Origin of the sequence: Pseudomonas nicosulfuronedens (genome assembly GCF_005877905.1) — a bacterium.
GTDB lineage: Bacteria > Pseudomonadota > Gammaproteobacteria > Pseudomonadales > Pseudomonadaceae > Pseudomonas > Pseudomonas nicosulfuronedens.
On record NZ_SWDV01000007.1, the window covers coordinates 26,897 to 49,211 of the forward strand.

At 65.1% G+C, this 22,315-nt stretch carries 21 protein-coding genes; 9 read left to right on the forward strand and 12 right to left on the reverse strand.

Going from position 1 to position 22,315, the window contains the following annotated elements:
• Positions 1 to 39: 39 nt before the first annotated feature.
• Genes arnF through arnB form a run of 7 tightly spaced genes read right to left on the reverse strand, consistent with a single transcriptional unit; the run spans position 40 to position 7,508 of the window.
• Complete coding sequence (gene arnF / locus FAS41_RS08220) at positions 40 to 468, reverse strand: 4-amino-4-deoxy-L-arabinose-phosphoundecaprenol flippase subunit ArnF (protein WP_138521123.1); 429 nt, start codon at positions 466 to 468, stop codon at positions 40 to 42.
• Complete coding sequence (arnE, locus tag FAS41_RS08225; RefSeq protein WP_138521125.1) at positions 465 to 809, reverse strand: 4-amino-4-deoxy-L-arabinose-phosphoundecaprenol flippase subunit ArnE; 345 nt, start codon at positions 807 to 809, stop codon at positions 465 to 467. The genes arnF and arnE overlap by 4 nt, the downstream gene beginning before the upstream one ends.
• Positions 806 to 2,452: a lipid IV(A) 4-amino-4-deoxy-L-arabinosyltransferase gene (gene arnT, locus FAS41_RS08230; RefSeq protein WP_138521127.1), complete on the reverse strand. Its 1,647-nt coding sequence runs from the start codon at positions 2,450 to 2,452 to the stop codon at positions 806 to 808. Before arnT ends, arnE begins: the two co-directional genes overlap by 4 nt.
• Positions 2,449 to 3,336, reverse strand: a complete 888-nt coding sequence (arnD, locus tag FAS41_RS08235) for a 4-deoxy-4-formamido-L-arabinose-phosphoundecaprenol deformylase (protein WP_425048990.1) — start codon at positions 3,334 to 3,336, stop codon at positions 2,449 to 2,451. Before arnD ends, arnT begins: the two co-directional genes overlap by 4 nt.
• The gene (gene arnA / locus FAS41_RS08240; RefSeq protein WP_138521131.1) at positions 3,333 to 5,354 is read right to left on the reverse strand and encodes a bifunctional UDP-4-amino-4-deoxy-L-arabinose formyltransferase/UDP-glucuronic acid oxidase ArnA; all 2,022 of its coding nucleotides are present in this window, start codon (positions 5,352 to 5,354) and stop codon (positions 3,333 to 3,335) included. The genes arnD and arnA overlap by 4 nt, the downstream gene beginning before the upstream one ends.
• Positions 5,351 to 6,361: an undecaprenyl-phosphate 4-deoxy-4-formamido-L-arabinose transferase gene (gene arnC, locus FAS41_RS08245; protein ID WP_138521133.1), complete on the reverse strand. Its 1,011-nt coding sequence runs from the start codon at positions 6,359 to 6,361 to the stop codon at positions 5,351 to 5,353. The genes arnA and arnC overlap by 4 nt, the downstream gene beginning before the upstream one ends.
• 7 nt (positions 6,362 to 6,368) lie before the next feature.
• Complete coding sequence (arnB, locus tag FAS41_RS08250) at positions 6,369 to 7,508, reverse strand: UDP-4-amino-4-deoxy-L-arabinose aminotransferase (RefSeq protein ID WP_138521135.1); 1,140 nt, start codon at positions 7,506 to 7,508, stop codon at positions 6,369 to 6,371.
• A gap of 279 nt (positions 7,509 to 7,787) precedes the next feature.
• Here arnB and FAS41_RS31310 point away from each other — a divergent pair, with 279 nt between their 5' ends.
• The 4 genes from FAS41_RS31310 to FAS41_RS08270 all read left to right on the forward strand — a co-directional run bounded on the left by FAS41_RS31310 (position 7,788) and on the right by FAS41_RS08270 (position 12,228).
• Positions 7,788 to 9,827: an aminotransferase class I/II-fold pyridoxal phosphate-dependent enzyme gene (locus FAS41_RS31310; RefSeq protein WP_138521137.1), complete on the forward strand. Its 2,040-nt coding sequence runs from the start codon at positions 7,788 to 7,790 to the stop codon at positions 9,825 to 9,827.
• A 69-nt stretch (positions 9,828 to 9,896) separates the two neighbouring features.
• Positions 9,897 to 10,682 (forward strand): transporter substrate-binding domain-containing protein, encoded by a 786-nt coding sequence (locus FAS41_RS08260; protein WP_138521139.1) that lies wholly within the window; start codon positions 9,897 to 9,899, stop codon positions 10,680 to 10,682.
• Positions 10,683 to 10,754: 72 nt separating this feature from the next.
• Positions 10,755 to 11,465, forward strand: coding sequence for an ABC transporter permease (locus FAS41_RS08265; RefSeq protein WP_015475765.1), 711 nt, complete (start codon positions 10,755 to 10,757; stop codon positions 11,463 to 11,465).
• A 13-nt stretch (positions 11,466 to 11,478) separates the two neighbouring features.
• Positions 11,479 to 12,228, forward strand: a complete 750-nt coding sequence (locus FAS41_RS08270; protein ID WP_138521141.1) for an ABC transporter permease — start codon at positions 11,479 to 11,481, stop codon at positions 12,226 to 12,228.
• Between the two features lie 8 nt (positions 12,229 to 12,236).
• Here the strand turns inward: FAS41_RS08270 and FAS41_RS08275 are convergent, their stop codons facing one another.
• Complete coding sequence (locus FAS41_RS08275; RefSeq protein WP_138521143.1) at positions 12,237 to 12,860, reverse strand: TetR/AcrR family transcriptional regulator; 624 nt, start codon at positions 12,858 to 12,860, stop codon at positions 12,237 to 12,239.
• Between the two features lie 104 nt (positions 12,861 to 12,964).
• Here FAS41_RS08275 and FAS41_RS08280 point away from each other — a divergent pair, with 104 nt between their 5' ends.
• Positions 12,965 to 13,978 carry a M14 family metallopeptidase gene (locus tag FAS41_RS08280; RefSeq protein WP_138521145.1) on the forward strand — a complete coding sequence of 338 codons (1,014 nt, stop codon included), beginning with the start codon at positions 12,965 to 12,967 and terminating at the stop codon, positions 13,976 to 13,978.
• Positions 13,979 to 14,081: 103 nt separating this feature from the next.
• Here the strand turns inward: FAS41_RS08280 and FAS41_RS08285 are convergent, their stop codons facing one another.
• From FAS41_RS08285 to FAS41_RS08295, 3 genes are all read right to left on the reverse strand, one after another.
• Entirely contained in the window at positions 14,082 to 14,525 is a 444-nt protein-coding gene (locus tag FAS41_RS08285; protein WP_138521147.1) for an REP-associated tyrosine transposase, read from the reverse strand.
• A gap of 180 nt (positions 14,526 to 14,705) precedes the next feature.
• Entirely contained in the window at positions 14,706 to 16,289 is a 1,584-nt protein-coding gene (locus FAS41_RS08290; RefSeq protein ID WP_088421170.1) for a peptide chain release factor 3, read from the reverse strand.
• Positions 16,290 to 16,417: 128 nt separating this feature from the next.
• Positions 16,418 to 17,689 (reverse strand): cation:proton antiporter, encoded by a 1,272-nt coding sequence (locus FAS41_RS08295; RefSeq protein ID WP_138521149.1) that lies wholly within the window; start codon positions 17,687 to 17,689, stop codon positions 16,418 to 16,420.
• A 448-nt stretch (positions 17,690 to 18,137) separates the two neighbouring features.
• Between FAS41_RS08295 and FAS41_RS08300 the strand changes: the two genes are divergently transcribed.
• The 4 genes from FAS41_RS08300 to FAS41_RS08315 are packed head-to-tail and all read left to right on the forward strand — an operon-like array spanning position 18,138 to position 21,646.
• A complete protein-coding gene (locus FAS41_RS08300) occupies positions 18,138 to 18,854 on the forward strand; it encodes an ABC transporter permease (protein WP_138521151.1) in 717 nt (238 codons plus the stop codon).
• Between the two features lie 17 nt (positions 18,855 to 18,871).
• Complete coding sequence (locus tag FAS41_RS08305) at positions 18,872 to 19,810, forward strand: glycine betaine ABC transporter substrate-binding protein (protein ID WP_138521153.1); 939 nt, start codon at positions 18,872 to 18,874, stop codon at positions 19,808 to 19,810.
• A gap of 1 nt (position 19,811) precedes the next feature.
• Positions 19,812 to 20,477 carry an ABC transporter permease gene (locus FAS41_RS08310; RefSeq protein WP_045209529.1) on the forward strand — a complete coding sequence of 222 codons (666 nt, stop codon included), beginning with the start codon at positions 19,812 to 19,814 and terminating at the stop codon, positions 20,475 to 20,477.
• 2 nt (positions 20,478 to 20,479) lie between these two features.
• Positions 20,480 to 21,646 (forward strand): osmoprotectant ABC transporter ATP-binding protein OsmV, encoded by a 1,167-nt coding sequence (locus tag FAS41_RS08315; protein WP_138521155.1) that lies wholly within the window; start codon positions 20,480 to 20,482, stop codon positions 21,644 to 21,646.
• A 404-nt stretch (positions 21,647 to 22,050) separates the two neighbouring features.
• Here the strand turns inward: FAS41_RS08315 and FAS41_RS31040 are convergent.
• Positions 22,051 to 22,315: hypothetical protein (locus tag FAS41_RS31040; protein ID WP_218939105.1), on the reverse strand; the 265-nt coding region annotated here is incomplete at its 5' end.

Sequence of the window (22,315 nt, forward strand, 5' to 3'; positions counted from 1 at the left end):
GTCTGCTCTCCCGAAAAGGGACTAGAAGCGGGATTGAGGTCAGTCGAACTGCGCGTGCTCGGAGCGAGCGTCGCTGGGTTTGATGACGGTTGTTCTGTCAGGACGGCGTGGTGCGTTGATCGCGATCACGCCGGCGATTACCAGGGCGACGCCCAGGGTGCGCGGCAGGCTCAGGGGTTCGCCCAGCCCCGGCAGCACGGCGGCGCCGAGGTAGACGAAGGCGTAGCTAAGGCTCAGCAGCGAGTAGGCGCGGCTCAGCGGCAGGTGTTTGAGGGCGAGCAGCCAGCAGAGCATTGACAGCGCGTAGGCCACTATCGCGCCGGCCAGCGCCAGCAGGGCGGCGAGGTCCAGTTGCGGGAAGTTGAACGGCCACTGCGTGGGCAGGCGTGTCATGCTCCAGCGCATGCCCAGCTGCGCGCCGCTCACCAGCAGCACGCTACTAAGGGCGAAAGCGATGCCGCGCTTCACGAGTGCGTTCCCAGCAGGGCGACGCCGCCGACGATCAGCGCCACGCCGAACCAGTGGCGCGCATCGATGCGTTCGCCGAACAGACGGCTCGCCAGGAACGTCACCAGCACGAAGTTCAGGCTCAGCATGGGGTAGGCGATGCCTACCTCCAAGCGTTGCAGGACCAACAGCCAGAGCAGCAGGCCGAAGCCCAGGCAGGCGATGGCCAGCAGCAGCCAGGGGGAGAAAAGCTTCGCCGCGACGCTCGAAGGAGCGTCGCGCCAGCTTTCGACGGCGAACTTCTGCGCCAGCTGGCCCATGCAGGTGAGCAGGCAGACACCGATCAGCAGCAGGGCGGTCATGGTGTGGCCTGCGGAATCAGCAGGACCACCAGGTGGTTCTGCCGGTAGCTGATGACGTCGCTGGGCAGCATGGCCAGTTCGGCTTCGTCGCTGGCGCTGTTGACCCGCATGATCACGCCGATGGAACCCTCGGCGCGGGCACGCTCGAGCCAGGCGTGGATATCTTCGAGTGCAATGCTGCGGCCCTGGCCTTCGGGGTAGCCCAGGCCGAACTTCAGCTCGCCTTCCGTGTTGAACAGCGTGATGTCGCTGCGCTGGGTGCGCCATGCAAGGGCCGTGGCGGCGCCCAGGTCGTTGCTCAGCAGGCTGTGGGCACCCTTGAGCTGTTCCAGGTGCTCGGCGATGAACTGGTCGGGCATCTTGCTGTTGACCATCTTGTTCGGCATCGCATTGGGTACCAGCGCTACCAGCAGCCAGGCCGCGAAGGCCGGCGCCGCCCAGAAGCGATTGGGCCGCAGCAGTTGCAGCAGGCCAGCCAGCAACCAGGCGATGCAGACCAGGGCGATCATCAGCACGCTGGGTAGCTCGTCATGGTACTGCGGCTGGCGGGCCTGCATGAACACAAGGCCGGCCAGGGCGCTGCCGCCCAGCAGCAGGTTGAGTGCGCCGTTGAGTTTCAGTGCGACCAGCTTGCGCTGCTGCAGGGCCCTGCCGATGGCGTCGGCCATCAGCAGGGCCAGCGGGGCGAAGCAAGGCATGATGTAGGTCGGCAACTTGCCCTTGGCCAGGCTGAAGAACAGGAAGGGCATGACGAACCACAGCAGCACGAACAGCAGTTTCGACTCGCGCCAACCGGCCAGCCCATTACGCAGCGCCGGGATGATCAACACCGCCCAGGGCAGTGCGCTGGCGAACAGCAGTGGGACGAAGAACCAGAATGGACGGCCGTGCTGCGCGTCCTCGCCGGCAAAGCGGCGGATGTGTTCGTGCCAGAAGAAGAAGTCCCAGAAGTCCGGCTCGCGGGCATGGATCATCATTACCCAGGGCGCGCAGACCAGGGCCGCGACCAACACCGCCAGCGGCCCGTAACGCAGCAGCTCGCCCAAGCGCTTCTGCAGCACGGCGTAGGGCAGTCCGACGATCACCGGCAGCAGGAAGGCGAGGAATCCCTTGGTCATGAAACCGAAGGCGCAGGCGGCGCCCAGTAGGCTCCAGGCGGCGAGGCGCCCGCGCGTGGTTCTGGCGTCGAAGGCGAACCACAGGGCGCCGAGGCTGAGGTTCACGCAGAGGGTGAACTGCGGGTCGAGGTTGGCGTAGCCGGCCTGTCCGGCAATCAGCCCGAAGCTCAGGTAGAGCAGGCCGGATGCCCAGGTGCGGCGCGGGTCGTTCCACAGCCGGCGGGCAACAAGGATGACCAGCAGGGTGCTCAGCGCGGTGACCAGCGCCGAGCCGAAGCGCACGCCGAACAGGTTCTGCCCGAACACGGCCTGGCTGGCTGCGGTCAGCCAGTAGCCGCCGGTGGGCTTCTCGAAGTAGCGCAGGCCGAGCAGGTGCGGGGAAACCCAGTCGCCACTCTGCAGCATGGACTGGCTGATCTGTGCGTTGCGCGACTCGTCGGGGATCCACAGGCCGTGGAAGGCCATCGGCAGCAGGATGCACAGCACGAAGGCGGCGAGCAGGGTCGGGTAGGCCAGGCGCTTCATGTGTGCTGCACCCCCAGCCAGCCTTCGCGGCCGGCCAGTTCGCCGCGCACTAGGCTGGCGACGGGCAAGGTGGTCGGGGCGTCCGGCAGCAACCGGCCCAGCGGGACGAAGCGGATGCCGCTGGCCCGTGCCTGGGCCAGCAAGCGTCGGAAGTCGTGGGCCATCAGAATGCCCTCGACCTCGGCGTGAATGGTGTACACGTTCAAGGCGTCCATGTCGAAGCGGGAAAGGATGTAGTCGTTGAAGGCGGACGGCGCCACCTGCGGGCCGACGACTTCGTCGAAGGTGGGCATGTCCACGGGGATCTGCGGGGTGCCGGCGCGGCCGTCGGCCAGGCGCGGGCGGAACAGCGAGCGGCCCCGGCAATCGCTGTTGTAGCGAAAGCCGAAGCGCTCCTTGGCTTCCACGGTACGCTCGTCGGCGCGCCAGCCAGCCACCGCCGAGCACTCCACCGGCTTGCCGAGGATGTCGGCGAGGGTGTCCACGCCACGGCGGATCTGCTGTTCCAGTTGCGGTACGCTCCAGCGGCCGGCGTTGGCCTGCCAGCCGTGGTGGTCCCAGGCGTGCAGGCCGACTTCATGGCCGGCGTCCTGGGCGCGCCGCATCAGGTGGCCGAGGTCGCGGCCGATCGGCTTGCCCGGCCAGGCGGTGCCGGCCAGGAGAATGTCCCAGCCATAGAGCCCGGCGGCGTTGGAGCGCAGCATCTTCCACAGGAACTGCGGGCGGATCAGGCGCCACAGGTGCCGGCCCATGTTGTCGGGGCCGACGCTGAAGAAGAAGGTTGCCTTGACCTCGGCTTCCTCAAGCATGTCCAGCAACCGGGGCACGCCGTCACGGGTGCCACGGTAGGTGTCGACGTCGATGCGCAGTCCCGCTCTCATCAGGCGATGCTTTTCTTCAGCGGAAAGGCGTGGGGTTGAGCGCCGGAGCGCTCGGCCAAGGCTTCACGGAGGAAGAAGTCCAGGGTCTTGCCGATGGTGGCGGAGAGCTCCACGCTCGGCTGCCAGTTCAGCAGGCGACGGGCGTTCTCGATGCTCGGCTTGCGGTGCGACACGTCCTGGTAGCCATCGCCATAGAAGCTGCGGCTTTCCACTTCGCGGAAACCGGCAAAGGGCGGGAACTGGTCACGCAATGGGTGGGCTTCGAACTGGCGCAGCAGCTCCTCGCCCAGTTGGCGGATGCTGGCTTCGTTGTCCGGGTTGCCGATGTTGACGATCTGCCCATCGCAGCGGCTGCCCTCGTTGTCGATGATGCGCGCCAGCGCCTCGATGCCGTCGTCCACGTCGGTGAAGCAGCGCTTCTGCTCGCCGCCGTCGACCAGGCGGATCGGCGTGCCTTCCACCAGGTGCAGAATCAGCTGGGTGATGGCGCGGGAGCTGCCGATGCGCGCAGAGTCCAGGCGGTCCAGGCGCGGGCCCATCCAGTTGAACGGGCGGAACAGGGTGAACTTCAGGCCCTTCTGGCCGTAGGCCCAGATGACGCGGTCGAGCAGTTGCTTGGAGACCGAGTAGATCCAGCGCTGCTTGTTGATCGGGCCGACGATGAGGTTGGACTTGTCCTCGTCGAAGTTGGCGTCGGTGCACATGCCGTACACCTCGGAGGTGGACGGGAAGATCACGCGCTTGTTGTACTTCACGCAGTAGCGGACCAGTTTGAGGTTTTCCTCGAAGTCCAGTTCGAACACACGCAGCGGGTTGCGCGTGTATTCGATGGGCGTGGCGATGGCCACCAGCGGCAGGACCACGTCGCACTTCTTGATGTGGTACTCGATCCACTCGGTGTGGATGCTGATGTCGCCTTCGACGAAGTGGAAGTCCGGGTTGCCCTTCAGGCGCTCGATGGCATCGGAGCCGATGTCCAGGCCATAGACCTCGTAGTTGCCGTCGCGCAGCAGGCGCTCGGAGAGGTGGTTGCCGATGAAGCCGTTGACGCCGAGGATCAGCACGCGGGTCTTGCGCTTGGGCTTGCCGACAGCGCCGTGCAGACGCGAGCCCTCCACCAGGCCCATCTCGCGGGCCAGCTGCGGGCCGGCGAGGAACAGGCCGCTGTCATTCTGCTGGCCGGAGAGGATTTCCAGCGAGTCTTCGCCGCAGGCGATGCGCAGGGGATCGACCGAGAGCACCGAGCCGGGTGCCATGCCGTTGTTGCCGGCAGCAACGCGCGAGCTCCAGACGATCAGCTTGCGATCGCCCACCGGGGCGAAGGCGCCGGGGTAGGGCTGGGTGACGGCACGGACCAGGTCGTGCAGTTCGCGGGCCGGGCGTTTCCAGTCGAGCTGGCCGTCCGCCGGGGTGCGGCGACCGAAGTAGCTGGCCCGGGATTCATCCTGGGCGACCTCCTGCAGTTCACCGCGCGCCAGGCGCGGCAGGGAGGCCGCGAGCAGCTCGCGGGTGGCTTCGCGCAGCTTGCCGTGCAGCACCAGGGCGGTGTCGTCGGGGCCGATGGCAACGCTCTGCTGGGCGAGGATGCCGCCGGCATCGGCACGCTTGACCATGCGGTGCAGGGTCACGCCGGTCTCGCTCTCGCCATTGACCAGTACCCAGTTGGCCGGGGCGCGGCCACGGTAGCGCGGCAGCAGCGAGCCATGCAGGTTGTAGGCGCCCTTGGCGGCACAGGCCAGCAGTTCTTCGCTGAGCAGGTGGCGGTAGTAGAAGGAGAAGATGTACTGCGGCTGCAGCTCGCGGATGCGCGCGACCCACAGCGGGTGGTTGACGTCTTCCGGGGCGTGCACCGGGATGCCCAGGCGAGCGCAGAGTTGCGCCACCGAGCCGTAGAAGCGGTTTTCCTTGGGATCGTCGGCGTGGGTGAAGACGGCGTCGATCTGGTAACCGGCGGCGAGCAGGGCCTCGATGCCGGCGCAGCCGAAGTCGTGGTAGGCGAAGACGATGGTCTGCTGGGTCATGGCTGGATGGACTCGAGAGAGGAAGCGGAAGAGGAATAGGGCAGTTGAGCGGGCGCGGCGTCGGCGCGGACGATGCGCTCGATGAAGAAACGGGGGCGGGCGCGCACGTCGTTGTACATGCGGCCCAGGTATTCGCCGAGCAGGCCCATGCCGACCAGCTGAACGCCGGTGAACATGAACAGCACGGCGAACAGCACGAACACGCCGTGGCCGGCCCAGGCGGCGCCGAACAACAGGCGCAGCACCACCAGCAGCAGGGCGAAGGCGAAGCCAGCCACCGCCATGCCGCCGCCAACGAAGGACAGCAGGCGAAGCGGCGAGGTGGTCATGCAGGTGACCAGGTCGAACATCAGGTTGATCAGGCGCAGGAAGTCGTACTTCGACTCGCCATGCTCGCGCTCGGCGTGGGCGACGAGGATCTCGCTGGTGTGGCGGGCGAAGCTGTTGGCCAGGATCGGGATGAAGGTGCTGCGCTCGCGGCAGGCGAGCATGGCCTTGACGATGCTGGCGCGGTAGGCGCGCAGCATGCAGCCGTAGTCGTTCATCGCCACACCGGTGGAACGCTGCACGGCGAGGTTGATCAGCTTCGACGGCCAGCGGCGCAAGGCGGAGTCCTGGCGTTGCTGGCGCACGCTGCCGACCACGTCGTAGCCCTTGGCGGCCTCGTCGACCAGGCGCGGGATTTCTTCTGGCGGATTCTGCAGGTCGGCGTCGAGGGTGATCACCAGGTCGCCCTGGCACTGCTCGAAGCCGGCCATGATTGCCGCGTGCTGGCCATAGTTGCGGTTGAGGATCACCGCTACCACGTGGCTGCCCGGCGCCGCGGCGGCTTCCAGCAGCAACTCGGCGGAGCTGTCGCGGCTGCCGTCGTCGATCAGCACGATCTCGTAGTCACGGCCCAGCTGTTCGCAGGCGGCGGTGGTACGGCGCAGCAGTTCGGGCAGGCTGGCCTCTTCGTTGTACACCGGGATGACGATGGACACGCGATGGATCGGATAGGGTTTCACGGTGGCGTTACCGAAGCAGGGTTTCGATGGCGTCGACCACACGGTCCTGGTCGGCCTGGGTCATGTCGGGGAACAGCGGGATGGAGACGATCCGCGAGGAGTTCCACTCGGTGTTGGGCAGTTGCACGCGCGGGTAGCGCTGGCGGTAGTAGCTGTGCAGGTGGCTGCCGATGAAATGGATGCCGCTGCCGATGCGGCGCTGCTGCAGGCCCTGCATGAAGGCGTCGCGGTCGAGGCCACAGCGTTCCTGGTCGATGCGCAGGACATAAAGGTGCCAGGCGTGATGTTGCGGGTAGTCCGGCACTGCCAGCGGTTGCACGGGCAGGTGCGCCAGGCGCTCGGCGTAGCCGGCGGCCAGTTCGGCGCGGCGGGCGTTGATCGCTTCGAGCTTGGGCAGCTGGACCAGGGCGATGGCGGCGTTGATGTCGGTGAGGTTGTACTTGAAGCCCGGTTCCACCACCTGGGCCTGCGGCTTGCGGCCGTGGGTCAGGCGGTCGTAGGCATCGACGCCCAGGCCGTGGAACTTCAGGGTGCGCACGCGGTTGGCCAGGACTTCGTCATCGGTGACGAACATGGCGCCCTCGGCGCAGGTGAGGTTCTTGATCGCGTGGAAAGAGAAGATCGCGGTGCCGCGCTGGCCCACCGGACGACCGCGGTAGAGAGTGCCGGCGGCGTGGGCGGCGTCCTCTATCACGGGAATGCCATGACGCAGGGCGAGCTCGTCGATCGGGTCCATGTCGCAGGCGGCACCGGCGTAGTGCACCGGGATGATGGCGCGGGTGCGCGCGGTGATCGCGGCCTCGATGCGTGAGGCGTCGGTCATCAGGGTGTCACGGTCGACGTCGACGAACACCGGCGTGGCGCCCAGCAGGCTGATCATGTTGACGGTGGAGACCCAGGTCTGCGACGGGGTGATCACTTCGTCGCCCGGGCCGATACCCAGGGCCAGCAGTGCCAGGTGCATACCGCCGGTGGCGGAGGACAACGCCACGGCGTGGCGGCAACCGATCGATTGGGCAAAGCGTTGTTCCAGTTCGGCGTTCTTCGGCCCGGTGGTGATCCAGCCCGAGCGCAGGACTTCATTGACTGCCTGGATCTCCTCCTCGCCGATGTTGGGGCGGGAGAAGGGGAGGAAGGGGATTTCCATGGGGTGTTCCAAAGGCCGTCGCGGCTCTGTCAGGGGGTGAGAGAACGCTACGGGGGAGATCGTTAAGAAGCCGTTAAGTGGATGTCGTGATTCCGTTCGTCGGTCGAACTTGCGACATACAACACCGGAAGAGCGGAAGGTCGGTGACGGAGCGGTCTGAAAACGACATATCTGATGTCGGAAACTGCTGTTGAACAGTCGTTCATCCTTGGCTATGGTGGCCCCACGCTCCTGCGGACCCTTCCGCAGGACATTCCGTCATTCGGATGAGGCCCTTGCATGCGTTATTCGTCGCTTGTGGACAGGATGGTCGGACCCGGCGTCGCTGCCTGGGACATTCACTACGCCGCCATTGCCGCCCAACGCGCCGGCCGCGATGTGATCGTGCTCAGCGTCGGCGACCCCGATTTCGCCACCCCGGACTTCATCACCGAGGCCGCCGTTTCCGCGTTGCGCGACGGCGACACCCATTACAGCGACGTGGCCGGCAAGCCCGCACTGCGCCAGGCTATCGCGGCATTGTATGAGCGGCGTTTCGGCCAAAAGGCGGGTGCCGAAAACGTCATCGTGGTTGCCGGCGCGCAGAACGGCCTGTTCGCCGCTGCGATGTGCCTGCTGGAGAAGGGCGACGAGGTCATCACCTTCGACCCGGTCTACGTCACTTACGAAGCCACGTTGAAAGCTACCGGCGCCGTGCTGGTCGGGGTTCCTACCCGTCCGGAAAACGGCTTCCGCCCGCTGGCCGCCGATATTGCTGCGGCGATCACTCCGCGCACCAAGGCGATCTTCCTCGCCAACCCGAGCAACCCCACCGGCGTCGTGCTGGACCGCGACGAGCTGCTGGCTATCGCCGCGCTGGCCGAGGCTCACGACCTCTGGGTGGTGGTGGATGAGGTCTACGAGGGCCTGACCTTCGAGCGCGAGCACCAGAGTTTCGCCGCGCTACCCGGCATGGCCGAGCGCACCCTGAGCATCGGCAGCCTGTCGAAGTCCCACGCCATGACCGGCTGGCGCGCCGGCTGGATAGTCGCCAACCCGACGTTGGTCGGGCACCTGGAAAACCTCGCGCTGAACATGTTCTACGGCCTGCCGGGCTTCGTGCAGGAAGCCGCGCTCGCCGCGGTGGAGCGCCACGACGAGGTGGTGTCGGCTATGCGCGAAATCTACCGCCGCCGCCGTGACCTGGTGGTCGCCGCGCTGAGCGACTGCCCGCGCGTGAAAGTGCTGTCGCCTGAAGCCGGCATGTTCGTCATGGTCGACGTGCGCGACACATGTCTCAGTTCCCTGGACTTCTCCTGGCAGCTGTTCCATGCCACTGGCGTTTCGGTGCTCGATGCGGCGGCTTTCGGTCCTCAGGCGCAAGGTTTCGTGCGGCTGTCATTTGGTCTGAGCGACGAGAGCATGGCGGAGGCCTGTGCGCGGATCATCCGCTTCGTCGAGTCGCTTCCGGCGAATCCGGCCCCTGCAGGAGCGGACCTTGTCCGCGAATCCAATTCCAGCGCGGTCGCTGATCGTGGACAAAGTCCGCTCCTACGCGAACTCGTCACCAGCAAACCGGTGATCGAGGTCCGGGATATCCACAAGCGCTTCGGCGACTTCGAAGTGCTCAAGGGCGTGTCGCTGTCGGCCCGTGAAGGAGAGGTGATTTCGCTGATCGGCGCCAGCGGTTCGGGCAAGAGCACGCTGCTGCGTTGCATCAACATGCTGGAAATTCCCAACCAGGGTTCGGTCACCGTCAACGGCGAGACCATCGGCCTGGCCCAGAACCGCCATGGCGAGCCGATGGTGGCCGACCAGAAGCAGCTCACCCGCATCCGCTCGCAGTTGGGCATGGTGTTCCAGAGCTTCAACCTTTGGCCGCACCGCACTGTGCTGGAGAACCTGATCGAGGCACCGACCTTCGTCCTCCACGAGAGCAAGGCCGAGGCCCGCGAACGCGCCGAGGCGCTGTTGGAGCGCGTCGGCCTGGCCGAGAAGCGCCACGAGTACCCGGCCTTCCTTTCCGGCGGCCAGCAGCAGCGCGTGGCCATTGCCCGCGCGCTGGCCGTGCGGCCGAAGGTGATGCTGTTCGACGAGCCGACCTCGGCGCTGGACCCGGAGCTGGTGGGCGAGGTGCTGAAGGTGATCCGCTCGCTGGCGGAGGAGGGGCGCACCATGATCCTGGTTACCCACGAGATGGCTTTTGCCCGCGACGTGTCCAGCCATGTGGCTTTCCTGCACAAGGGCCTGATCGAGGAGGAGGGCACCGCCGAGGAAGTCTTCTCGCGGCCGCGCAGCGAGCGCTGCCGGCAGTTCGTCAACGCGCACCAGAATCGCTGACCGATGCCGCGCAGTCGGCGCATCGATGAGCGTGACCCAACACTAAATAAAACAATGCAGGGGATCACGATGAACAAGAAAGGTCTGTGCAATCTGATGGTGGGCGCGGCGATGCTGATGGCCGGCGTGGCGAGCGCCCAGGCCGAGACGATCCGCTTCGCCCTGGCCGCCGAACCCTATCCGCCGTTCTCGCAGAAGCAGCCCGACGGCAGCTGGGTCGGCTTCGAGCCGGACCTGATCCACAAGGTCTGTGCCGAGATGAAAGCGACCTGCGAGATCGACGAAGTGGCGTGGGACGGCATCATCCCGGCGCTGCTGGCGAAGAAGATCGACGTGATCTTCAACTCCCTGTCGATCACCGATGAGCGTGAGAAGCAGATCGCCTTCAGCCGCCCCTACTACGACACTCCGGTGGCCGTTGCCGCACCTCAGGCGACGGACGTGCAGATCAGCCCCGAGGGCCTGAAGGGCAAGACCATCGGCGTGCAGATCTCCACCGTCAGCGCCAACTACCTGAAGCAGTACTACGAGAAGATCGCCGACGTGCGTTACTACGACACCCAGGACTCGGTGAACGCCGACCTGGTGGCCGGGCGTATCGACCTGATGATGGCCGATGGCATCGCCGTGGCGTCCTTCGTCAAGTCGCCGGATGCGCAGGCCGCCGGCATCGTCAACAAGGGCGAGGTGAAGTACGACCCGCTGTTCGGCCGTGGCGTCGGCGCCGGCCTGCGCAAGGGCGACACCGAGCTGAAGGCAAAGATGGACGAAGCCATCGGCAAGCTGCTCGCCAGCGACGACTACAAGGCGCTGTCGGACAAGTACTTCGGCATGAGCGTTGCGCCCAAGCAGTAATCCCGACGTGAGTTGAACCCGTGCCCACTGCGGGCACGGGGATGACCCGACCCTCCAATCATGGAGATGGCCATGCAAAGCATCTTCGACCTGATCGGCTTCGGCCCCACCGGCTGGGGCCCGGCCCTGCTCAAGGGGCTGCTGGTCACCCTGCAGATTTCCGTCGGCGCCTTCCTCGTCGGCCTGCTGATCGGCCTGGCCGCGGCCAGCGCCAAGATCGGCGGACCGCGCCCGCTGGCGATGCTCGCGCGCGGCTACACCACACTGTGCCGCGCGGTGCCGGAGCTGCTGCTGATCCTGCTGCTGTTCTACGTCGGCTCCATGGGCCTGAACCAGTTCTTCGAGTGGCTGGGCTACGGCCAGGTGAAGCTCAACGGCATGATGGTGGCCATCGTTGTGCTCGGCCTGGTGCAGGGCGCCTACGCCTCGGAAATCTTCCGTGGCGCCATTCAGTCGATTCCCTATGGTCAGATCGAGGCGGCGCGTGCTTACGGCATGCACGGCTTCGGCCTGTTCCGCCGGGTCACCCTGCCGATGATGGCGCCCAACGCGCTGGCCGGCATGGCCAACCTGTGGGTCAACCTGATCAAGGACAGCGCGCTGATCAGCGTGGTGGGCACCAACGAGCTGCTCTATACCGCCAAGCAGGCCGCCGGCTCGACTCGCCATTACCTGACCTTCTACCTCACCGCGGCGGCGCTGTATTACGTGCTCACCGTGCTTTCCAACCTGTTCGCGGGCTACCTGGAGCGGCGCTTCCGCCGCTGGATTCCGGCGGTCTGAACGAGGCGCGGCGATGAACGAACACTGGCTATTCGTCTACGGTGCCCTGCTGCTCAAGGGGCTGGGTACCACGTTGGTGATCCTGTTGATTTCCGCCGCGCTGGGCTTCGTGCTGGCGCTGGGTGTGGCGCTGGCGCGGATGTCGCGCAATTTTCTGGTCTCGCGCCTGGCACTGGCTTACACCAGCGTGATTCGCGGTACGCCGCTACTGGTGCAGATCTACATCTTCTACTACGGCCTGGGCAGCCTGTTCGCGCAGTTCCCGCTGATCCGCGGCAGCTTCCTCTGGCCGTATCTACGCGATGGTTTCTGGTACATCGTGATCGCGCTGATCCTCTCGGTCGGCGCCTACGTTGGCGAGGTGATTCGCGGCGGCCTGAAGGCCGTGCCGCGAGGCGAGCTGGAGGCCGCTTCGGCATTCGGCATGAACCGCACGCTGGTGCTCTACCGGGTGTGGCTGCCGCGTGCGATCCGCCTGCTGCTGCCGACCCTGGCGGGGGAGAGCGTGATGCTGCTCAAGTCCACCGCCCTGGCGTCCACCATCGCCGTGGTCGACCTGCTCGGTGCGGCCAACGTGGTGCGCGCGCAGACCTTCCAGGTCTATGAACCGCTGCTGCTGGTGGCGGCGATCTACATCTGCCTGACCTTCATCATCGAGGCGCTGTTCGCCATGCTGGAGCGCGCCACGCCGGTACGCCGCGAGGCACAGAAGACCACGCAGCGCTCCTGGTTCGGCAAGCGCAGGCCACGCACCGCTGTGTGATCGATTGATCAGGCGTAGGCGCCGCGGCGGAGCCCTTCCACCCAGCAGCGGCTGAGTTCGAGGCCGTCGGCGGCGCTGAAGGTCGAGGGGTTCAGGCACCACTCCAGCCACAATCCGTCGAGCATGGCGGAGAGGCCGATGGCGGCCAGGCGCGGGCGCGCCACGCGGAAACCCTCGGCGCTGGCGAGTTCGCTGATGAGCTTTTCCAGGATGGCGAGGTAGCTGTGGTAGCCGCGCTCGTGCGCTTCGTTCACCGGCGGCGAGTGACGGATCAGGCTCCAGAACACCACCCAGGGGCTGAGCAGGTCGGGGTCCAGCACCTGGGGTGAGAAGGATCCGGTGAGGAAGGCTTCCATGCGCGCGGCAGGGTCGTTGCCGACCGCATCGACCTGCTGGTAGAGCGCCTGGGTGACTTCGCTGGCGAGGGTTTCATAGGCCTGCGCGACCAGCGCGTCGATGCTGCCGAAATGGTGGTTCACCAGGCCCACGGCGACGCCGGCTTCCTTGGCGATGCGGCGCACCGAGATGCCCGCGTGGCCGTCGGCGACCAGGCACTTGAGGCAGGCGCGCACGAGATGGTCGCGGCGTTCCTCGGGTGTGGCGCGCTGGGCTTTCTGGCGGGGCATATCCACGGTGCGGCGTCCTTGTACGGCGTGCCGGAGACCGGCGACTGGTTTCGATACTAGGAGGCGCTGGCAAAGATTTCCACGGGTGATTCGGACAGAGGAGGTGACAGATGATCGAGGACGTATCCTTCAGCGTACCCGGTGATTCCGGTGCTGAGCTGCGCGTACGCGCCTGGCGTATCGACGGCGGCAGGCCGGGGCCGAAAGTGCACCTGCAGGCGGGCATCCACGCTGACGAAATCGCCGGAATGCTGGTGCTTCACGAGCTGCTGCCGCGCCTGCGCGATGCTGCCGAACGGGGCGTGCTCAACGGCAGTGTGACCGTCGTGCCGCAGGCCAACCCTTTCGGCATCGGGCAGTTCCGCCAGGGACGGATTCTCGGCCGAAACCACGAGGCAACCTCGCGCAATTTCAACCGTGGCTTCATCGCCTCGGCGGCCGCCAGCGGCACCCTGGATAACCTCACGCTGTGGCAGAAGCGCTTGGCCGAACTGGCGGCGTCGGCGGACATCGTGCTCGACCTGCACACTGACGACGAGGCGTTGCAGTACGTCTACATCCACGAGTGTTTCTGGCCGGCCGCGCAGGACCTCGCCGCTGCGCTGCAAACAGAGCTGGCGATCATCTGGGAAGGCGATGGCGACGGTGCGTTCGAGGAGGTGGTGATCGCCCCGTGGCTGGCCGAACAGCGCTTCGCCGGGCGCCTGGTGGCGACCGTCGAGTTGCGTGGTCAGGGCGACGTCAGCGACGCGCTGGCGCAGCAGGATGCCGATGGCCTCTACCGCTTCCTCGGCGCCCGTGGCGTGGTCACCGACGCCGGGCCGTTGCCGGAATGGAATGGCGTCGCCACGCCCATGGGCTTCATGGAAACCGTGTTCGCCCCGGCGGCAGGGGTGCTGGTCTTCGAGCGCGAACTGGGCGAGTACCTCGAGGCGGGTGAGCGCTTCGCGCGCATCATTTCGTGCCCCGGCGACGCCAGCAGCGAGCACATCCTGCGGGCGCCGCAGAGTGGACTGTTCGCCACCCGTTACCGTGACCGACTGATTCCCCAGGGCGCCATTGCGGGCAAGTTCACTGGTACGGTGCAATCGAGCACCTGGAGCTCCGGGGCGCTCGATCCGTAACGCCGAACTGCTTTTGCGCTTTTGTAGGAGCGAGCTTGCTCGCGAACAAACCCCGCTGCGGGGCTAGGGTTCGCGAGCAAGCTCGCTCCTACAGGGCTATGCGTCATAGCCAGACGGCGTTCCAGAAGGGATAGTCCCGAAGCGATTTGACTAGCCCGGCACGCAGAGGATTGGCAACCAGATAACGGGCTGCTGCCTTCAGATCTTCTTCATGGCGTAGGGCGTGGTCATGGAAACCGGACTGCCAGACTTTGCCGGTGCGCCCCAGCGTCTTGTTGAATGAGATCGCGGTGAGTGATTTCAGCCGCTGCATGAACGCGCTCAGTGAGTCGTTTTCGAGTTGAACCAGACAGTGCAAATGATCAGGCATCAATACCCAGGCTAGAAGATGTGCCGGTACCGCTTGGTGGATCGCTCGAGCGACGGCGCATGTTGCGTTCCATTGCGTGAACAGGGATTGGCGATGGTGAGTGACGGCGGTTACCAGATAAATCTGTCCTGTGATCGAATGACGTCCGTTACGCAAATTCTTGCCATGAAACCCCATCGCCAATCTCCGGTGAGTATCCATGCCCAAGATTGCAGAGGAGGTTGGGTCTGACTGTAGGAGCGAGCTTGCTCGCGAACCTGTGACGTCCGGTTCGCGAGCAAGCTCGCTCCTACGAAAAACAGGCCGGTGCAAATGAAAACGCCCGCACAAGGCGGGCGTTTTCGAACAGCGACGAACTCAGTGGTGCTCGCGGGTGGCGCGGAAGGTGATGTCCGGCCAGCGCTCTTCCATCAGGCTCAGGTTGACGCGGGTCGGCGCCAGGTAGGTGAGGTGGCCGCCGCCGTCCACGGAGAGGTTCTCGAAGGCCTTGTCCTTGAACTCCTTGAGCTTCTTCTCGTCCTTGCATTCGATCCAGCGCGCGGACCAGACGTTGATCTGCTCATAGGCGCACTCGACCTTGTATTCCTCCTTCAGGCGGCTGGCGACGACGTCGAACTGCAGCACACCGACGGCGCCGAGGATGATGTCGTTGTTGCGCTCGGGGAAGAACACCTGGGTGGCACCTTCCTCGGCCAGTTCCTGCAGGCCCTGGCGCAGCTGCTTGGACTTGAGCGGGTCCTTCAGGCGTACGCGGCGGAACAGTTCCGGGGCGAAATGCGGGATGCCGGTAAAGCCCAGTGCCTCGCCTTCGGTGAAGGTGTCGCCGATCTGGATGGTGCCGTGGTTGTGCAGGCCGATGATGTCGCCGGCGAAGGCCTCTTCCAGCTGCTCACGCTCGCTGGAGAAGAAGGTCAGCGCGTCGGCGATCTTCACGTCCTTGCCCAGGCGCACGTGGCGCATCTTCATGCCCTTCTCGTACTTGCCCGAGCAGATGCGCATGAAGGCGATGCGGTCGCGGTGCTTGGGGTCCATGTTCGCCTGGATCTTGAACACGAAGCCGGAGAACTTCTCCTCGGTCGGCGCCACGGTGCGCTCGTGGGCGCCACGTTCCAGCGGCTGCGGGGCCCAGTCGACGATGCAGTCGAGCACCTGGTCGACACCGAAGTTGCCCAGCGCGGTGCCGAAGAACACCGGGGTCATCTCGCCCTTGAGGAAGGCGTCCTTGTCGAACTCATGGCAGGCGCCCTGCACCAGTTCCAGCTCTTCGAGGAAGTTGTCGTAGAGGTCGCCCAGGTGCGCGCGCGCCTCGTCCGAGTCGAGCTTGTCGATGATCCTGGTCTCGATGCGCTCGTGGCCGTGGCCCGGCACGTAGACGATGATCTTGTCCTGGGCGAGGTGGTACACGCCCTTGAAGTCGCGGTAGCAACCGATCGGCCAGGTGATCGGCGCGGCCTTGATCTTCAGTACCGCTTCGATCTCGTCGAGCAGCTCGATTGGGTCGCGGATGTCGCGGTCGAGTTTGTTGATGAAGCTGACGATGGGAGTGTCGCGCAGGCGGCAGACTTCCATCAGGGCGATGGTGCGCGGCTCGACGCCCTTGCCGCCGTCGAGGACCATCAGCGCCGAGTCCACCGCGGTCAGGGTGCGGTAGGTGTCTTCGGAGAAGTCTTCGTGGCCGGGAGTGTCGAGCAGGTTGATCATGTGCTCGCGGTAGGGGAACTGCATCACCGAGGTGGTGATGGAGATGCCGCGCTGCTTCTCCATCTCCATCCAGTCGGAGGTGGCGTGGCGGTCGGACTTGCGCGACTTCACGGTACCGGCGACGGCAATCGCCTTGCCCATCAGCAGGAGCTTCTCGGTAATGGTGGTCTTACCGGCGTCGGGGTGGGAAATGATCGCGAACGTACGGCGCTTCGCGACTTCGGCGGCTTGGATGCTCATGGATGGGTGCCTGGTCGATTCGGTGAAGACGGGCGGCAAGCGGCCCGAAAAACGCGGGATTATAGCGTAAACAGCAGCGTCGCCGGCAGACCCGGCGACGCAAGGCTCAAGGTCCTTGGAGAGCGCCGTCAGTGATCGCTGTCGGCGACAGGCTCCGCGTCCTTGTAGATGCGCCGCACCAGCGGGCCGATGGACAGGCCCTGGAGCAGGATCGACACCAGCACCACCACGTAGGTAAGGCTGAGGATCAGGTCGCGCTGCTCGCCCAGCGGCAGGGACAGCGCCAGGGCCACCGAGACACCGCCGCGCAGGCCTCCCCAGACCAGGATGCGGATGGTGCCAGCGGGCACTTGACGGCCACCGTTCCGGGTCTGCCGCAGCACTAGGATGGCCGGTGCCACGGTGAGCAGGCGCGAGATCAGCACCGCGCCGCCGAGGGTGAATGCTGCCACCACATGCAGCCAGTTGAACGGCAGCAGGAGCAGTTCCAGGCCGATCAGGGCGAACAGCAGGGCGTTGAGGATCTCGTCGATCAGCTCCCAGAACTTGTCGATGTAGCGCCGTGTCTCGTCGGACATCGCGTACTGGCGCGCCTGGTTGCCGATGATCAGGCCGGCCACGACCATGGCGATCGGCGCCGACACGTGCAGCCGCGCCGCCAGTGCCGCGCCGCCGATCACCAGGGCCAGGGTCAGCATGACTTCCACCTGGTACTGGTCGATGCCGCGCATCATCAGGAACACCCCGTAGCCCAGCGCCGCGCCGAACAGGATGCCGCCGATAGCCTCCTGCACGAACAGCCAGGCGATGCTCGACACAGTGGGCGTCTCGCCGGCCAGCAGGATGCCCAGCAGGATGGTGAAGACCACCACGGCGGTGCCGTCGTTGAACAGCGACTCGCCGACGATGGTGGTGGCCAGCGGCTTGGGCGCGCCGGCGGACTTGAGGATGCCGAGTACCGCGATGGGGTCGGTGGGCGAGATCAGTGCACCGAACAGCAGGCAGTAGATGAAGTCCACGTGCCAGCCGAAGAGGGCGAAGGTGTAGTAGGCCAGGTAGCCGATCACGGTGGTGGCGATCAGCACGCCAAAGGTGGCCAGCAGGCCGATGGGCCACTTGTAGTTGCGCAGGTCGGCGAGGTTCACGTGCAGGGCGCCGGCAAACAGCAGCGCGGGCAGGAACCAGGTCATCAATACATCGGAGAAGTCGATGCGGCTGATGATCTGCTGCATCTCCACTTCGAGGACCGGGTAGCCGATCAGCGACATGCCCTGGGCGATGAAAGAGAAGATCAATGCGGTGGCCATGACGCCGATGGTTGGCGGCAGGCGGATGAAGCGGTAGTTGACGTAGGTGAGCAGGGTGGTCAGCGCGATGAACGCCGCGGCCAGGTCAAGCATGGCGATGGATCTCCGTGGTAGGCAAGAACGCCGGCCCCGAGTGACCTATCCATGGGTCGGGGGCACGCGAAAGAAGCCCGATGATAACCGCTGAGAGAGTCTGCGTGCGTTTTCGCCGGGCGCATCCGCCGTTGGGCAAGCAGCGCAGCGTGATGGTTCAGCCTGATCGCGACTTTTCTCGAAAAAAAGTTTGTCCGCCACAGCCCCCGGACCATGGGGGCTGACGCTGAATGCGCCACCCGGCGATGGCACAAGGATGGCAATTTTATTGAACATAACGGCACGCACGGGGGTCCACCCCTTCGCGACGGCAATCCGCAAATGCATCTGCAAGTGCTTGATTCCTGTCGCGTTTAATGGCGGTCCCAATCAGGTTTCTGGACGGGATCGAGCGTCAAGTGAGTGCGGCGATGCCAGTCGCCGCACACCCGAAGGGAGTCCCCCAACCATGGTGAAGTCCACCACGGGCAAGGCCCTGTTCGGCGTCTGCTTCGCAGCCGTTGTGCTGGCTTTGCTGATCCACTGGATCACCCCCGCCACTTTGTGGCAGTACCGCGAAGACCTGCTGTTCTACCTGCAGGCGCACCTGGTCCTGGTGTTCGCGTCCATGTTCGCCGCCATTGTCGTCGGCATCCCCGCCGGCATGCTGCTCAGCCGGCCCGCCTTGCAAGGGCAGGCTGAGCGCCTGATGCAGGTATTCAACGTCGGCAACACCATCCCGCCATTGGCCGTGCTGGCCATCGCCCTGGCGATTGTCGGGATCGGTAACGGCCCGGCGATCCTCGCACTGTTCCTCGCCTCGCTGCTGCCCATCGTGCGCAACACCTACGAAGGTCTGCGCGCCGTGCCGGCCTCGCTCAAGGAGGCGGCCACCGGCATCGGCATGACACCGCGCCAGGTGCTGTGGCGCGTCGAGCTGCCCAACGCCGTTCCGCTGATCATGGGCGGCGTGCGTATCGCCCTGGCGCTGAACGTCGGTTCCGCGCCGCTGGCCTTCCTGATCGGTGCCAACAGCCTGGGCAGCCTGATCTTCCCCGGCATCGCCCTGGACGACCAGTCCAAGCTGCTCCTTGGCGCGGTGTGCACCGCGCTGCTGGCGCTGGTGCTCGACGGTCTGGTGGTGCTGTTCAGCCGCACCGTGCTGGAACGGGGGCTGACGCAATGAATGTCAAAGGAATGGGTATGAAACCTTTGCTCGGCGCGCTTGGTCTGCTGCTGGCCGCTTTATCCGGCGGCGCCCAAGCGGCAGATACAATCCGCATCGGTGGCAAGCCTTTCACCGAGCAACGCCTGCTCACGGCGATCTCTTCGCAGTTTCTGCAGAGCAAAGGCTATGACGTGAAAGTCACCAACGGCCTAGGCAGCACCCTGGCGCGCAGCGCGCAGGAGAGCGGCCAACTCGATATCGTCTGGGAATACACCGGCTCGTCGCTGATCGTTTACAACAAGGTCACGGAAAAGCTCGACGCCGAGCAGTCCCTGGCCAAGGTCCGCGAGCTGGACGGCAAAAAGGGACTGGTCTGGCCCACGCCCGCGCCGTTCAACAACACCTATGCCCTGGCGATGCCCGAGGAGCAGGCCGAACAGCTCGGGGTGCGCACTCTCAGTGACTTGGCCCGGGTGATGAAGGAGCAGGGCGACAAGAAGCCCCATCTGTTCGCCATGGACCCGGAGTTTGCCGGCCGCCCGGACGGCCTCGCTCCGATGAGCGAGCTATACGGCTTCCACTTCACCCGCGACGACGTCCGGCAGATGGATGCGGGCCTGGTCTACACCGCGCTGAAGAACCGTCAGGTGTTCGTTGGGCTCGTCTACACCACCGATGGCCGCCTGAAGGACTTCAAGCTGCGCGTTCTGGAAGACGACAAGCAGTACTTCCCGTTCTACAACGCCGCACCGGTGATGCGTGCGGACCTGCTGGAGAAGCACCCCGAACTGAAGACGCTGTTCGATCCCATCGCCAGGCTGCTCGACGACAAGACCATGCAGGCGCTCAACGCCCAGGTCGACATCCAGCAGGAGCCGGTACAACGCGTGGCGCAGCAATTCCTGCGCGAGCACCAACTGATCGGCGACAACGCGCAGACCACTCGGAAGCAGCCCGCCAGGGAGGAGAACTGACATGGACTTCATGACCGTGATTTCCCGCCTGGACTGGACCCAGGTCGGCCAGCTGACGCTGCAGCACCTGATGCTGGTGTCCGTGGCGGTGGGCCTGGCCATCGTCGTCGGCGTACCGCTGGGTGTGCTGATGACCCGCTTCAAATGGCTGGCCGGCCCTCTGCAGGGCGCCGCTACCGTGGTGCTGACCATCCCGTCCATCGCGCTGTTCGGCCTGATGCTGCCGCTGTACTCGAAGATCGGCCAGGGCCTCGGCCCGTTGCCGGCGATCACCGCGGTGTTCCTCTATTCGCTGCTGCCGATCCTGCGCAATACCTACCTCGCGCTGACCAACGTCGAACCCGGCATCCGCGAAGCCGGCAAGGGCATCGGCATGACCTTCTGGCAGCGCCTGCGGATGGTCGACATTCCCATTGCCGTGCCGGTGATCCTCGCCGGCGTGCGCACCGCCGTGGTGATGAACATCGGTGTGATGACTATCGCCGCCGTGATCGGCGCCGGTGGCCTGGGCGTGCTCATCCTCAATTCCATCAGCCAATCCAACATGCCCATGCTGGTGGTCGGCGCGGTGCTGGTGAGCCTCTTGGCCATCGCCGCCGACCTGCTGCTGCAATGGCTGCAGCGTGCGCTCACCCCCAAGGGCCTGCGCCCGCAGACAGGAGACTGAACATGATCGAACTCGACCAACTGACCAAGACCTTCACCCTCAAGGACGGCAAGGAATTCCGCGCCGTGGACAAGGTCAGCCTGACCGTGGAGAAGGGCGAGATCTGTGTGTTCCTCGGCCCCTCCGGCTGTGGCAAGACCACCACGCTGAAGATGATCAACCGCATCATCCAGCCCACCTCCGGACGCGTGCTGATCGATGGCCAGGATACCCGCGAACTGGATGAGGTGACCCTGCGCCGGCACATCGGCTACGTCATCCAGCAGATCGGCCTGTTCCCCAACATGACCATCGAGGAGAACATCATGGTCGTGCCGCGCCTGCTCGGCTGGGACAAGCAGAAGTGCAAGGAGAAGGCGCGCGAGCTGATGGCGATGGTCAAGCTCGAGCCCAAGCAGTACCTGTCGCGCTACCCGCGCGAGTTGTCTGGCGGTCAGCAACAGCGCATCGGCGTGATCCGCGCTCTGGCGGCAGATGCGCCGCTGCTGCTGATGGACGAGCCGTTCGGCGCGGTGGACCCGATCAACCGCGAGTCGATCCAGAACGAGTTCTTCGAGCTGCAGCGCAAGCTGGGCATGACCGTGATCATGGTCAGCCACGACATCGACGAGGCGATCAAGCTCGGCGACAAGGTGGCGGTGTTCAAGAGCGGCCGCCTGCTTCAGTTCGACCATCCCGACACCCTGCTGGCACACCCGGCGGACGAGTTCGTCAGCGCCTTCACCGGCCAGGACAGCACCCTCAAGCGCCTGTTGCTGGTGCGTGCCGAGGATGCCGCCGACAGCAGCATCGTCACCGCCAACCCGCAGACCACGGTGGCCGAGGCGCTGGAGAAGATGGAAGAAGACGACCGTCGCTACCTCGTCGTCGTCGATGCCAATGGCAAGGGCCTGGGCTATGTGCGGCGCAAGGACATGCGCCGCCAGGAAGGCGTGTGCAGCGACTTCCTCAACGAGTTCCGCGTCACCGCCAGCCACGACGAGCACCTGCGCATCCTGTTGTCGCGCATGTACGAGTTCAACAGCTCATGGTTGCCGGTGTTGGATGCCGAAGGGCAGTTCCTCGGCGAGGTGACACAGGAGTCGATCGCCGATTACCTGAGTTCGGGGCGCTCCCGCGGGCGCAAGACGAACATCGTGTCGCCGGCGGAGGTGGCGCAGGCTTCCTGAGCTCTTCTGACACCGCTTTGCCCTCTCCCTAACCCTCTCCCTGAAGGGAGAGGGGATATCCGTGCCGGCTTCCACGTTTGTGCCATCCGGCTGACACGGGGCTGTCAGCGCACTCGGACAGCGCCCTCTCCCTTCAGGGAGAGGGCGGGGGAGAGGGGGCGCCCAGCTCCGATTTTCCCCCGTACATCCCTCACGAAATCCCCTCCCGCACCACTCATCTCAATCAGCTGAACTCCCCCCTCTGTCATCGGTCGTTAACTGAAGTAGGACGATGATGCAGAAACCCGTCGAAAGCCCCGTTCTGTGCGGTATTCCGTGCATTTTGTTGAGTATCCAAAACAGTCAACCGGCAGTGCGACAAAGGGATGCGAAAAAGCGGCAAATCAGGGTTGAACTCACGGACCTCAGGTCCTAAAGTTCGCGCCCGAACGTCCATGCTGGAAACGATCCATCCGGCTCAAGTACTGACGACGAGAGATAGCCGGTGCCCTTGACCGGTATCGGTAATGCTCGGCGACATGCCTTGGGAAGTAGGCGAACCAAAGTGGGGAAACGGATTCGACGTTCAGCTTCACCCCTACGAATAACCTGTTCTGCCATTTGGAGTCCCAACCATGTCCATCAAGGTCGAGGATTACTTCGCCCCCGAAACCTTCCAGCATGGACGTT

Coding starts and splice junctions, on each gene's coding strand:
- arnE (WP_138521125.1), bottom strand. CDS start 809: ATGACCGCCCTGCTGCTGATCGGTGTCTGCCTGCTCACCTGCATGGGC.
- arnT (WP_138521127.1), bottom strand. CDS start 2,452: ATGAAGCGCCTGGCCTACCCGACCCTGCTCGCCGCCTTCGTGCTGTGC.
- arnA (WP_138521131.1), bottom strand. CDS start 5,354: ATGACCCAGCAGACCATCGTCTTCGCCTACCACGACTTCGGCTGCGCC.
- arnB (WP_138521135.1), bottom strand. CDS start 7,508: ATGGAAATCCCCTTCCTCCCCTTCTCCCGCCCCAACATCGGCGAGGAG.
- FAS41_RS31310 (WP_138521137.1), top strand. CDS start 7,788: ATGCGTTATTCGTCGCTTGTGGACAGGATGGTCGGACCCGGCGTCGCT.
- FAS41_RS08260 (WP_138521139.1), top strand. CDS start 9,897: ATGAACAAGAAAGGTCTGTGCAATCTGATGGTGGGCGCGGCGATGCTG.
- FAS41_RS08265 (WP_015475765.1), top strand. CDS start 10,755: ATGCAAAGCATCTTCGACCTGATCGGCTTCGGCCCCACCGGCTGGGGC.
- FAS41_RS08270 (WP_138521141.1), top strand. CDS start 11,479: ATGAACGAACACTGGCTATTCGTCTACGGTGCCCTGCTGCTCAAGGGG.
- FAS41_RS08280 (WP_138521145.1), top strand. CDS start 12,965: ATGATCGAGGACGTATCCTTCAGCGTACCCGGTGATTCCGGTGCTGAG.
- FAS41_RS08285 (WP_138521147.1), bottom strand. CDS start 14,525: ATGGGGTTTCATGGCAAGAATTTGCGTAACGGACGTCATTCGATCACA.
- FAS41_RS08290 (WP_088421170.1), bottom strand. CDS start 16,289: ATGAGCATCCAAGCCGCCGAAGTCGCGAAGCGCCGTACGTTCGCGATC.
- FAS41_RS08295 (WP_138521149.1), bottom strand. CDS start 17,689: ATGCTTGACCTGGCCGCGGCGTTCATCGCGCTGACCACCCTGCTCACC.
- FAS41_RS08300 (WP_138521151.1), top strand. CDS start 18,138: ATGGTGAAGTCCACCACGGGCAAGGCCCTGTTCGGCGTCTGCTTCGCA.
- FAS41_RS08305 (WP_138521153.1), top strand. CDS start 18,872: ATGAAACCTTTGCTCGGCGCGCTTGGTCTGCTGCTGGCCGCTTTATCC.
- FAS41_RS08310 (WP_045209529.1), top strand. CDS start 19,812: ATGGACTTCATGACCGTGATTTCCCGCCTGGACTGGACCCAGGTCGGC.
- FAS41_RS08315 (WP_138521155.1), top strand. CDS start 20,480: ATGATCGAACTCGACCAACTGACCAAGACCTTCACCCTCAAGGACGGC.